This window comes from Arthrobacter sulfonylureivorans (assembly GCF_047607445.1).
GTDB lineage: Bacteria > Actinomycetota > Actinomycetes > Actinomycetales > Micrococcaceae > Crystallibacter > Crystallibacter sulfonylureivorans_A.
The window spans coordinates 33,396-45,795 of the sequence record NZ_JBLKRT010000020.1; the positions used below are offsets into that span (position 1 = coordinate 33,396).

A 12,400-nucleotide genomic window follows, 5' to 3' on the forward strand; every position below is an offset into this window, starting at 1 on the left:
CTGCCTGCGTGGCACGGGGAATTAGTTGGACGGCAGAACGAAGGCCGAGTCCACCGTGATGGTGACCTTGTCGCCCACCAGCACGCCGCCGGCTTCCAGGGCAGCGTTCCAGGTGATACCGAATTCCTTGCGGGAAATCTGGGTGGTGGCGGAGAAGCCGGCGCGGGTCGCACCGAACGGGTCAACCGCCATGCCGCCGAATTCGACGTCGAAGACCACGGGCTTGGTGGTGTCCTTGATGGTCAGCTCGCCGGCCAGCTTGAACTCTTCCGGGTTGCCCTCAACGCTGGTGGCCTTAAAGGTCATGTTCGGGTACTGCTCCACGTTGAAGAAGTCCTCGCCCTTGACGTGGGCGTCGCGGTTGTCGTCGTTGGAGTCGAACGAGGCGGTCTTCACGACGGCTTCGACCGAGGACGAGGCCAGGCTTTCGCCCACCACGAGGGTGGCGTCGGCGTCGGTGAACTGGCCGCGCACCTTGCTGATGCCGGCGTGGCGGACAGAGAAGCCGACCTCGGTGTGGGACTTATCGAGGGTCCAAGTTCCTGGGGTGAGCTGAGCGGCCATGTGGTGCCTCCTGGTTGAAATCTGGTTCTGAAGCTCAGGCGAACTTCATGCTTATGCATCTACAATAACACCTGATGGTTGAAGTGTCAACCAATTTTTTCTGAATGTCCGGGAAATTCCCCGTCCGGCGCCGCTCACTCACGCGCGTGTGGTGCGAAATCGGCAATTTCGGCAGGACTGTCACTGCAAGCCCAGCGTCTTTCGCATCCAGTCCAAGGTGCATTCAGGGGAGCCTTATTGCGCAACATGGAAATATAGACAGCATGCTGAGCATCAATCTACGCTGATCGGACAGGGCCTCGGCAGGACTTCCCCAACACGTCCCATCAGGCAGGAGATTGACGATGAACACCGGCCAGAACCCCGAATCACCTGAGCCAGGCTCCCGAGCGGAGGGAAGCAATCGGCCCGGTGAAAACCCGTTGTCCTACGGACCGACCCGGCATGGCCAACAACCGGGCAAGCGCAGTTCGAAACGGTGGACGTCCTGGATTTGGTTGGCCCTGACCCTGGCAGCAGGACTCATTGTTGCCATTATGCTCTTGGTCTACGCCGGAATAGTCGCCTTTGGCTGATCGTCGCGCCGACTGACGGAGCCGGCAGAGGACCCCCCTTGAGCCCTTCCACGTGCAGTGGTTGTCATGCGGTCATGCCGGGTAGATGATCGAACCAGGGTCCGTCTCCGCGTGCGGAGACGCGGGCCGGAATCGATCGAAGGGCAAGGGCCGGCATGGCAGCACCGCCAGTGTCGAAGGCCGCAGTAGTGACGGCGTGGATGCCGGCCATGCTGGCGGGCATCGTCTCAGCCGCCGTGCTCTTTGCCGTGGCAGAACTGGCCGCCGCGTTCTTCGGTCCCGCCGCCTCGCCGTTTGGCTCCGTGGGCGCCGCCGTGGTTGAACTGTCGCCAACATGGCTGACCGAATTTGCCATTTCGACCTTCGGAACAGCGGACAAACTGGTCCTGTTCATCGCCATGGGTATCGCCGCAGCGGTGCTGGCCGCGGGCATCGGCGTGCTGGCCCTCCGGAACTGGACCGCCGGCGCTCTCGTGGTGGCCGCACTAGGCACGGGCATGGCCGTGTGTGTCCTCACTCGGGCCGGGGCCGTGCCTGCGGATGCCATCCCCACCGCGCTGGGGACAGCAGTTGGCCTGTTCTGCCTGCGCTGGCTGATCCGACTCCTGCCCGGCCCGGCCCCGGCCAACGCGGTGGCCGATTCAGGCACCGCCATCCAGAGGACAGATCCTGATCGCCGCCGGTTTCTGGCAACCGCGGGACTGATGGCGGGCGCCGCCGTCGTCATGGGGATCGCGGCCGGTGCGGTCTCGGCTGCCCGCAACGGTGCACGGCAAGTGCGAGAGACCCTTGGCCTGCCGGCGCCGGCGCGGCCGGCCAAGCCGTTGCCGGAAGGGGTGCAGGCGCCGGTGGACGGGGCCATTCCGTTCGTCACGCCGAACGCTGAGTTCTACCGCATCGATACCGCGCTGTTTGTTCCGTCGGTGGATCCAACGCAATGGACACTGCGCGTCCACGGACTGGTCGAGGAAGACTTCAGCATCAACTTCCAGGACTTGCTCGAGGCAGACCTCGTGGAGAGCTACACCACCCTGACGTGTGTTTCGAATGAGGTGGGCGGGGGCTTGGCGGGGAATGCGCGCTGGCTGGGTTACCCGCTGCGGGAACTGCTGGCGCGGGCGCGCCCGCTGCCGGAGGCAGACATGGTGTTGTCCACCAGCGTCGATGGGTTCACGGCCTCCACCCCGCTGACGGTGCTGACCGATGCGCGGAACGCGCTGCTGGCGATCGGAATGAACGGCGAACCGCTGCCGCTGGAGCATGGGTTCCCGGTGCGGATGGTGGTCCCGGGCCTGTACGGATACGTGTCCGCAACCAAGTGGGTGGTGGACCTGGAAATCACCCGATTTGCGGACAAGACGGCGTACTGGACCAGCCGCGGCTGGTCGGACCACGGCCCGATCAAGACAGCGTCGCGGATCGATGTGCCGCGCGACGGGTCCCGGATCGCGGCAGGCCAGACAGCCTTTGCGGGAACGGCTTGGGCGCAGCACCGGGGCATCTCCAAAGTGCAGGTGCAATTAGACGACGGCGATTGGGCCGACGTCGAACTGGCCGCGGAGGCTTCCGTGGATACGTGGCGCCAGTGGTACTGGGTGCCGGACGGCGTTTCCGCTGGACAGCACAGGCTCCGGGTGCGGGCCTGGGATGGTGACCGCACGCTACAAACGGAAACTCCGGCGCCCCCGGCCCCGAACGGCGCCAGCGGCTGGCACAGTATTGAATTCACTGCGGGTTAAGGGCCGGGTCATCTTGGTCACAGGGCAGGCGCGCCGGGCGCGTAAATCCGCACCGAGGCAGCCGGAGGGTCCCAGCTTCGGTTGCTATGCTCAATAGCCGCCTCCCGCCGCGGCAGGCGGCCAACCCGCCACAGGCGGGCATCGCCGTCGTTCACGGCGCATCGATTCGCCTAACGTTCACCTTCCCTTCCCCGTCCAGGAGTCCGCACCCCGATGACCAGCCCCGCAGTATCCGATCAGCACAAGGACCTCATGGACCGCCGGCACGATTCCGGCGTCGCCGACATCAACCACCTGATCGATGAACTGCGCGAGCAGAAGCCGGGCACCGAGGTTCCCTACGTGGACCCGATCCACAATGCTGACGAGTGCCGGATTGTGTCGCTGTACTCCAACATCGGGCAGGCGTCCGACACCGGCTTTATCTGGCCGGGCGATACGGAGGCTGCCACCCGGATGCTTGGCTTGCAGTGGCAACTGGGCCTGCGGCCGGAATATGTCATGCCGTGGAACGTGCATCCCTGGTTCACGCCGGGCGAGGCCAACGGCAAGCTCACGCCGAACGAGATCAGCGCCGGGCTCAAGCCGCTGCTGCGGATGTTGGCGCTGGTGCCGCGGGCATCGGTGCTCGTGGCACACGGAACCGAAGCGCAACGGCTGGCCGCACTGCTGCTGAAGACCGAGAACCCGCTGCTTTGGCGGCGCGGCTTCAAGACATTCAAGGTGCGGGCGCTCAGCGGCCGGGCCTTCGCCGGCTCGCCCGCGCGCCAGCAGGAATGGCTGGACGTCATGCATGAGGCTTATGCAGACGCGATGGCGCGCACCGGATTGGGCCGGCCCGGAAAGTAGCACGCGGCGCCCCGGCAGCATCACCAACGACGCCGGTCCCCACCGATGCTTCGCTCCGCCCGGCTTACGGCAGGCACGCGTTTTCCTGCCGTAGCGGTTTCGCCACCCCGCCGCTAGCCTGAGCGTGGACGGGAGGAGCGCCGATGCCCTTGTGGATGACCGCGATCCGGCCATGAAGACACCTGCGCCCTCCGGCAAGGCGGAGGAGAAGCAGAGCGTCCTGACCGTCATCATTGCCTTTTGCGCCAATGCGCTGGTGGCAGTGGCGAAGTCTGTCGCCGCGGTCTTGACCGGGTCTGCGTCGATGACTGCGGAGGCAGCGCACTCGTGGGCGGACACCGGGAACCAGATCTTCTTGTTGATTGCCGAGCGCCGGTCGAACAAGCCGCGGGATACACGCCACCCGCTTGGTTACGGGCGGGAAGCCTACGTCTGGTCCATGTTCGCCGCCTTCGGCTTATTTACTGCCGGGGCGGTTGTCTCGGTGTGGCACGGCATCCAGGTTCTGATCACCCCCGAACCGGCCAGCGACTTCATCGTGGCCTACGTGGTGCTGGCGCTGGCGTTCGTGCTGGAAGGGGTTTCCTTTGCCCAGGCGCTGCGGCAGGCCAGGAAGGGCGCCCAGCACTACCGGCGCCACACGCTGGAGTACGTTGTTGTCAGTTCCAATCCCACGTTGCGGGCGGTGTTCGCCGAAGACTTTGCCGCCCTCATCGGCATAGGCATTGCCGCCTCGGGCGTCGGACTGCACCAAATCACCGGATCCCCGGTCCCTGACGCCATCGGTTCCATCCTGGTGGGCCTGCTGCTGGGCACCATCGCGGTGGTGCTGATCGACCGGAACCGCAAGTTCCTGGTGGGTGAACCCGCGACCGGCGAGGTGCGCACCGCCGTCGTCAAACTACTGCTGCAGCATCCGGACGTGGACCGGGTGACCTACCTGCACATGGAATTCGTCGGCCCGTCACGGCTGTACGTGGTGGCCGCGGTGGACATGGCCGGCGACCTTCCCGAACATGATGTGGCGGTGGCGCTCCGTCGGGTGGAACGTGCCCTGGAGGAGCACGACCTGATCGAAGAAGCTGTCCTGACGTTGGCAACGGTTGGCGAACAGCCGCTGCTGGGCGAGTGAACCACGTGGCCCGTCCACCGCTCGTGCCCGGCCCCTGACCGATCTATACTGTGGGAGCGCCCCGCGACAGGGCCTCAGACCGGGGTCCGCCGGCCGGGGCAACTGGAGAATCCGGTGCGTTGGTCGCTTGAACATACGGTCCCGGCCGTGGTGCCGAGGCCGGGTCCCCCGCCGCCGCTCCGCCACCCGCTGAGCCGCTGGCTGGTCAAGGACAAGGTTCCGCCGGTCGGCCGGGAGAGCGCCCCCGGGTCCGCAACGTATCCCTGGTGGAAGGTCGTGTGCCTGACCGGCGTGGACTACTTTTCCACGCTGTCCTACCTTCCCGGCATCGCCTTGATCGCCGTCGGACCGTTGTCGCCGCTGGCCACGCTGCTCATTGTGGGGCTCACCTTGCTGGGCATGCTTCCGCTCTACCGGCGGGTGGCTGCCGAGAGCCCGTACGGACAAGGTTCGGTGGCGATGCTCGACCGACTGCTGCCCTTCTGGAAGGGAAAGGTGGTCATCCTCGTCCTGCTCGGCTTCGTCGCGACCTCGTGGATCATCACCATCACGCTGTCCGCCGCCGATGCAACCGTCCACGTGCTCGAAAATCCCTATGTCCCGGATGCCCTGCAAGGCGGTGCGGTTCCGGTCACCATCATGCTGCTGCTGGTGCTCGGCGGCATCTTCCTCGCGGGCTTCAGCGAGGCGGTGGCCCTTGCCGTCCCGCTGGTCTCCGTGTTCCTGGTCATGAACGCCATCGTTATCACCGCGGGACTGGCAGCAATCGTCCAGGAACCTGCCCTGCTCTCCGAGTGGACTGACGCCGTGGCGGCGGCGGGCTCGGGGCCAGGCAGCCTGGCCCTGTCCCTCCTGTTGGCCTTCCCCCTGCTGGTTCTGGGGCTGTCCGGGTTCGAAACGGGCGTGAGCATGATGCCGCTGGTCGAGTCAACCGGCGATACCCGGGCCCAGCGCCTGGCCTCGCGCATTCACAACAGCAGGAAACTGCTCACCTGTGCGGCAGTGGTGATGAGCGGCTTCCTGCTGGGCAGCAGCTTCGTCACGGCGGTCCTCGTCCCGCCGGCCGCCTACGCTCCCGGCGGTCCCGCCGACGGCAGGGCCCTCTCCTATCTGGCGCACGGAATGTTCGGCGAGGGAATCGGGACCTTGTACGACGCAGCCACCATCCTGATCCTGTGGTTCGCCGGGGCCTCGGCCATGGCGGGTCTGATCAACATCGTTCCGCGCTATCTGCCCCGCTTCGGCATGGCGCCCGAATGGACCCGGGCCATCCGTCCGGTGGTCCTGGTCTACACCGGCGTCAGCGTCCTGATCACCCTGGGTTTCCACGCCGACGTCAATGCCCAAGCCGGGGCCTACGCCACCGGGATCCTGGCCATGATGGTCTCTGCCGCCGTGGCGGTAACCTTCACCGCTGCCCGCCGGCAGAAGCTCCGCGACGCCGCCGGCTACGCAGCACTGAGTTTGGTGCTGCTGTATGCGCTGCTGGCCAACATTGTGGAAAAGCCGGACGGCATCGCCATCTGCGGGCTCTTCGTGCTCGGCATGGTCACGGTCTCGCTGGTCTCCCGGGTTGCCCGGACCACCGAACTGCGCACCGAAAGGATCGAGTTTGACCCGGCGGCCCGGCGGTTCATCAGCGATTCGCTGGACTATGACGGAGCGCTGGACATCATTGCCAAACGCCGGCCCGGCAGCCAGGCCGACTACAGCGCCAAGGAGGCTTCGCAACGGTACATGAACGCTGTCCCGGGAACGGCGGACGTCTTGTTCCTCGAAATCGACATTGTGGACCCGTCTGCCTTCACCAAGGTGCTGCGCGTGCGCGGCGTCGACGTCGATGGGTACCGGGTGCTGCGGGCGGACAGTCCGGCTGTCCCCAACGCGATCGCGTCCATCCTCTTGGCCGTCCGGGACGCGACCGGGGTCCGTCCGCACGCCTATTTCGAATGGTCCGAGGGCAATCCGCTGGGCCACCTCTTCCGCTACCTGCTGTTGGGCCAGGGGGACACCGCTCCCGTAGTCCGCGAAATCATCCGTCAAAACGAGCCCGATCCGGCCCGCCGCCCCGGAATCCATGTCGGCTGATCGACGCCTCCGGCAGCAACAGCGCCATTGCGGTGCGAACAAGTAGCGGCATAGATTACTGGCATGTCTCATGAACCAGGGATGGGGGCGCCTGGAGCTCAGGGAACCGGGGGTATGTCCGGCGAACCGGAACGTCCCGCGCCGCCGCGTCCGCCACTGTCCGACCGCACACCGGCACCGATCAGAGAGATCCCGACGCCGCCGCCGGCCGTCAAAAGAGTCCGCTTCCTGTGGCTCCTGAGCTTCGCTTCCGGGGTGATTGCGGGAATCTTCGCGTTCTTCGCCCGGGACCAGATTCTCGAGCACGTGCGCGGGCTCATCACCGGTCTGGAACGGGGCGAAGACCAGGAGACCGTGGAGGCCCTCGCGGTGGTGGTCTTTTGGGGCGCCCTGGGCATGCTGGCACTCGTCATACTGATCGAAGCGGTGCTGCTGGCTGTGCTCATGCGCCGGCATGGGAAAGTTCGCTTCGTGCTGCTGGGCGTGTTGTTGGTCCATGGCGTGGTGACGCTCGTGGCAGATGCGTTTCTGGCGGCCGGCGATCAGGAAGTGGGCATCCGGGTGCTGCTGGTGATACAGCTGGCCCTAGCCGGCGCGGCGGTAGTCGCCAGCGTCTTGCACGGAGCCAGCCAATGGTTCCGTGCCGAGAACCAGACGCGCGGCCGCGCGGCCGCCTGAAGCAGGCTGCATCCCGGCCAGCAGCTCCTCGCAGCTGCGGACCACGATCTGGCAGACTTCGGCGACGGCCCGGCCGTGCAGCGGATCAGCCGCGACCGCGTGCCAACGGCGCAGGCATTCCAGGGCGTGTTCCCGCAGTTCGTCGTCGGCCGTGTCCCGTGGCAGTCCCAACCGCTCTGACGCAGAAACACCCTCGCCGCCGATGATACGTTCGGCTTCGGCCGCCAACTGCGGCTCCAGCGGCAGTCCGGTGGTACGGGCTACCGCCAACAGCCGAAGTTCGCGGAACGCGTGGGCACTGGCGAGCAGCCGTTCCAGGGTAGCCGCTACCGCATCGGTGCCGGGGCGGGGACGATCGGTCAACAGTTTTTCAATGCCGACCACGGCGGTGCGGGCTTTCAACTGTCCGGCGCGGGCCTGGAACTGCCCGGTCATCACGGCCAGCAGTTCGTCCAGCCCGCTGCGGCGGGCCAGTTCGTGGGCCAGCACGGTGGGATCCGAGATGCCTCCGCGGAGCAGCGCCGCCGCCAGCCGGAGCCCGAAGACGCCGAAGCGGTCCAGCAAGTCCGCGCGCGCTTTGGGTGTTGCCGTCAGCGGCCCTCCGGGGCGGACAAAACGGTCGGCGGACAGCAGGAGTCGCTCCCGCTCACGCCGGTCCAAGGAGGCAAGTTCGGTGAGGATTGAGAACTCCGCCTGCCTCAGGCTGCGGGCTGTCTGCGCCAGCAACCCGGCGATCGGCACCACCCCGAGCGCCAGCGACCGCAAGGCACCATCGCGGCGGTAGCGCGCAGCTACCTCCCGGGCGGAGAGCAGCGCATCGATCCGGCCCGCGCCGACCTCGTCCGCGCGGGACAAGACCGCCAGCGCGTTGACCGTGCCGCTCTGACCGGCCGCGGTGTCCCGAAACGACTCCAGAAAGCCAAGGTCGGATGCGTGCAGGTGCCGCAGCAAGTAGATGATCGCGTCCGCTTCCGAGGGCGCGTCGGTGGGCGCCAGGAACTCGGTGGAGCGGGCCGATACGTCCTGGGAGAGCGAGGCGATGCCCGGCGTGTCGATCAGCGTGATGTCCCGCAACGTCTTGGACGGCCAGTCCACCACGAGCCTGGCGACGTCCTCGGCCTCGAATCCGCCAAGCTCGAAGACCAGCCGGCCCTCCGTCCGCTTGACCGGCACGTTCCGCGGCGGTCCGAAGCGCGGGTACAGCGTGATCCGCGGAGTGTCGCTGTAGCGGTACCAGGTGACCACGCGGGTGCACTCCCCCGTGTCGGTCGGTGCGATCTCCTCGCCAATGATGGCGTTCAGCAGCGTCGACTTGCCGGCTTTCACCATGCCGGCGATGGCGACCCGCAAGGGCTCGTCCAGCCGGCGTGCATAGCCTTCCAAGAGCCGGCAAGCGGCGGGGTCGTCGCGGTACGCCTCCATCGCTTCCCGGACCAGCGCCCGTGCCGCGTCCACGTCCGCTCCCGCTGCCGCTGCCGCTGCCGCGCCGTTCATGCCTGTGCCGCCAATTGCGGCGCAACGTCAAGGGCCAAAGCCTGTTTGCGGAGCGATTCCACCAGCGCCAGCGATGCTTTGATCTCCCGGATCCTCAGGTCGCGCTCTTGGTTGAAATTGCTCGCCGCCTTCTGCGCTGCCGTCACCGAATCGGCCAGCGAGCGGTGGTGCTCTTCGGCCAGGGCCGTGAAATGGTCCCGGGTGGCCCGCTGGACCATCCGCAGCCGGTCCTTGAGCTGCTTGCCCACCTGGAACACCACCTCGTCAACCTGTTTGCGCACCAGCGCCTTGGCTTCCTGCTGGCGGCGCTTCAGCCGGGCCTCCTTGTCTTCCCGGTACGCCTTGCCGCCCAGCAGCAGGCCGGCGCCCACCGAGATCGGGTTGATCAGCGCCATCCCCATGATTCCTGTCAGCAGGCCGAACATCAGCACGCCGCCGTACGAGCCGCGCATGCCAATCAGGATCTTTTGGACCGGCCCCATCCGGCCGGGGTCCAGGTTGGGGATTCCCTCCACCGGATCCAGCACGTTATCCGTGGAGTCGACCTGCAGCAGCGGCAGGGTCACCTCGTCCTGGTTGAAGTGTTCGGCGACCCGTTCCGCCAGCCACAGCGACCGTTCGTTGGTCCAGACGAAGGTGTCGGAGACGGCCGATGCCACGCGCTGTTCCAGCCAGTGCACGAATTGGTCCCACTGCGGGCCAGGATCGCCGGCGTCGATGGACTGCTCGGCGTCCCGCATAATACTGCGCAGTCGGTCGCGCAGGTCATGCTCCATGTCTGAGATGAGATCGCTCATTCCGTCGTTGAGCGTGACCTGCCAGCGGGAAGAACGACGGCGGAGCTCATCGGCGCGTTCTTTGGCAGCTTCCAATTCGGCCAACATTTCGGGCGTGCCGTCCGGATTTTCCAGCGCGCTCAGCTCGGACTTCAGCGACAGCCGCAGATGGTCGGTGGCCGAGATCAGGTCCTGCGCCACAGAGCGCCGCTGCAGCCGCTCGGTTTGGGCCAGGATGTTGTTCCGCAGGTAGGCCACCAGCTCCGGAAAGCCTGATTCGGCGTTCAATTCACTGTCCCGTAGTGCGGCGGCCTGGAGCCTTAGTTCCGAGGAGACCGACATCAGCGGCATATCCGCCCCGATCCGCTGCAAATGGCCCCGATCCAGTTCAGCCACCCGCCGCCACTGCGGATACAGGTCCGTTTTGGACAGGACTCCGGCAACATTCGGGCAGATCCGCTGGGCCTGCCGCAGGAACCGGAGTTCCGGTTCGGTGAACTCCTGCGATGCGTCGGAGACCAGCAGCATGGCATCCGCCGTAGGCAGCGCGGTGAGGGTGGTCAGGGAGTGCGCCGAGTCCAGCCCGCCGACTCCGGGAGAGTCGACCAAGGCAAGCCCGCCGTCCAGGACCTTGCGCGGGAGCATGACTTCCGCGGCTGCCAGCCGACGCTCATTGCCCGGGTTTCCCCGTTCCGAAACGTGTTGGGCCAGTTCCTCAAGAGGGATCGGACGACGTTCCAGTTCCGTTTCCTCGTCGGCGGAAGCGGCGCCTTCCTTGGGGACCAGGATGACGGCCGAGGCCGGATCCCCGTGCTTGACCACGGTGGGCACTGAGGTGGCAACGTCGTCGTCGATGGGACAAACCGGCGCATGCACCAGCGCATTGATCAGCTGGCTCTTGCCCTGTTTGAACTCACCGACGACAATCACCCTGGTGGTCGGGTCTTTCAGCCGCTTGCGGGTTTGTTCCAGACGGCGCTGCAAGTCAGCGCGTTCGCCCTTCCTGGCCAGTTCCAGACCCTGTTCCACCAGCTTGACGAGTTCGGCCACCGTATCCCCTCCTGTTTCCGGCTCCAGCCGGACCGTAACGCTGTGACGCCGTCCAGCAGGAGGTCCCCCCGGCCCCCTGCTGGACAGCTGATCTGTCGTGATTCAGTTGTCAGGTCGTTTAGTCGACGGTGACATCCGCATCTACTACGTCGTTGTCGGTCAGCAGATCGTTGTTGTCGTTGTCCGCGATGATGACCGAATCGTTGACCGACTCGTCAATCCCGGTGAACTCTGCATCAATGTCTCCGACGGTGGTGTCGTTGTCCTCGTTACCGACGGCAACCACGTTGTCCTGGACGATGAGATCGTTGTCCTCGTTGCCGATGGCGTTGCCGTCGTTGCCGACCACGTTGCCGTCGCCATCAATGCCGTCGTTGTCCTGGGTGGAGGCATCGACGGCGATGTCGCCCGTGGTGACATCGATTCCGTCGTTGTCCTGCGAAGCGTCCACGGTGACGTCACCAACGGTGACGTCGTTGTCTTCGTTGCCGACGTTGTTCTGGCTGTTATCGGTGTTGCCCACCGCATTGTTGTCGCCATCAATGCCGTCATTGTCGTTGAACGAATCCTCCACGTCGACGTCCAGGTCGAGATCCGTGTTGTAGGAGTCCTCGACGGAGTGGTCGTCGTTGTAGGAGTCCTCGACGGAGTTATCCGTATTACCGATCGCAATGCCTCCGCCGAGGTCGCCGGTCGTCAGGTTGATCGAGTGGTTGTTCTCGTCGCCGGTGGAATTGTCCACATCGTCGCCGGCCGCGGTCGAGTCATCACCCGACGCCACGACAGCGTCGTTGTCGAACCACTGAGTGACGTCGCCGTTGGCCCAGATGTTCTGGTTCACGGACTGATCGGTGATGGTGTCCCGGTCGTCCACAATCGAGGTGTAGGAGTAGTTGTTGACGATATGGGTCAACTGCTGCACCGCGTGGTCGTGGTCGTTCCCGCGGTCGTCATCGTCGTCGTCCCGGCCGCGTCCGCGGTCGTCATCGTCGTCATCCCGGCCCCGTCCGCGGTCATCATCGTCGTCGTCCCGGCCGCGTCCGCGGTCGTCAGCGTCGTCGTCCCAGCCGCGGCCATGGCCATGGTCGTCGTCGTCATCGTCCCGTCCTCGCCCGCCGCCCCAGCCGCTGTTGTCGCTGGACCAGTCGCCGGAGTTACCACCGTGGTTTCCGCCGGTGTTGTACTCGCGGTCGAAGGATGAGCCTGATCCAACCGGTGCGTAGTCCAGGATGACCGGCATGATCGCGTCCACGTCATCCGAGCAGACGTTGGACAGGCCGGCGCCGGCCAAGGCCGCGTCAGGGTCTGCGTTGAACTCGTCGGCAGCACGCGGGTCCCGGAGCAGGTTCATGATGAATTCAAGAAGAGAGCTAGCAAGCGTAGGCATTATGTTGATTCCCCAATCTAGGTCCTACTGGATGTGGCCAAAACTATGGATGGTGGCCCGCCGAGCAA

At 65.7% G+C, this 12,400-nt stretch carries 9 protein-coding genes; 5 read left to right on the forward strand and 4 right to left on the reverse strand.

The genetic code is table 11. The annotated features are described in order from the left end of the window. Positions 1–21 precede the first annotated feature (21 nt). Positions 22–564 carry a YceI family protein gene (locus ACMX2H_RS11060; protein ID WP_136786262.1) on the reverse strand — a complete coding sequence of 181 codons (543 nt, stop codon included), beginning with the start codon at positions 562–564 and terminating at the stop codon, positions 22–24. A gap of 730 nt (positions 565–1,294) precedes the next feature. On the opposite strand from ACMX2H_RS11060, the gene ACMX2H_RS11065 reads away from it, so the two are divergent. The 5 genes from ACMX2H_RS11065 to ACMX2H_RS11085 all read left to right on the forward strand — a co-directional run bounded on the left by ACMX2H_RS11065 (position 1,295) and on the right by ACMX2H_RS11085 (position 7,625). Continuing rightward, positions 1,295–2,878, forward strand: a complete 1,584-nt coding sequence (locus tag ACMX2H_RS11065; protein WP_414960543.1) for a molybdopterin-dependent oxidoreductase — start codon at positions 1,295–1,297, stop codon at positions 2,876–2,878. Positions 2,879–3,091: 213 nt separating this feature from the next. Continuing rightward, positions 3,092–3,727, forward strand: coding sequence for a uracil-DNA glycosylase family protein (locus tag ACMX2H_RS11070; RefSeq protein WP_414960544.1), 636 nt, complete (start codon positions 3,092–3,094; stop codon positions 3,725–3,727). A 172-nt stretch (positions 3,728–3,899) separates the two neighbouring features. Next, entirely contained in the window at positions 3,900–4,859 is a 960-nt protein-coding gene (locus tag ACMX2H_RS11075) for a cation diffusion facilitator family transporter (RefSeq protein WP_414960545.1), read from the forward strand. A 114-nt stretch (positions 4,860–4,973) separates the two neighbouring features. Further along, entirely contained in the window at positions 4,974–6,947 is a 1,974-nt protein-coding gene (locus tag ACMX2H_RS11080) for an APC family permease (protein WP_414960546.1), read from the forward strand. 114 nt (positions 6,948–7,061) lie between these two features. After that, complete coding sequence (locus tag ACMX2H_RS11085; RefSeq protein ID WP_414960547.1) at positions 7,062–7,625, forward strand: hypothetical protein; 564 nt, start codon at positions 7,062–7,064, stop codon at positions 7,623–7,625. On the opposite strand, the gene ACMX2H_RS11090 is transcribed toward ACMX2H_RS11085, so the two are convergent. From ACMX2H_RS11090 to ACMX2H_RS11100, 3 genes are all read right to left on the reverse strand, one after another. Next, positions 7,533–9,119 carry a dynamin family protein gene (locus tag ACMX2H_RS11090; protein WP_414960548.1) on the reverse strand — a complete coding sequence of 529 codons (1,587 nt, stop codon included), beginning with the start codon at positions 9,117–9,119 and terminating at the stop codon, positions 7,533–7,535. The two genes, ACMX2H_RS11085 and ACMX2H_RS11090, sit on opposite strands and share 93 nt — an antisense overlap. After that, positions 9,116–10,945, reverse strand: a complete 1,830-nt coding sequence (locus tag ACMX2H_RS11095) for a dynamin family protein (RefSeq protein WP_414960549.1) — start codon at positions 10,943–10,945, stop codon at positions 9,116–9,118. The genes ACMX2H_RS11090 and ACMX2H_RS11095 overlap by 4 nt, the downstream gene beginning before the upstream one ends. Positions 10,946–11,063: 118 nt before the next feature. Further along, positions 11,064–12,332, reverse strand: coding sequence for an IniB N-terminal domain-containing protein (locus ACMX2H_RS11100; protein WP_414960550.1), 1,269 nt, complete (start codon positions 12,330–12,332; stop codon positions 11,064–11,066). Between the last annotated feature and the right edge of the window lie 68 nt (positions 12,333–12,400).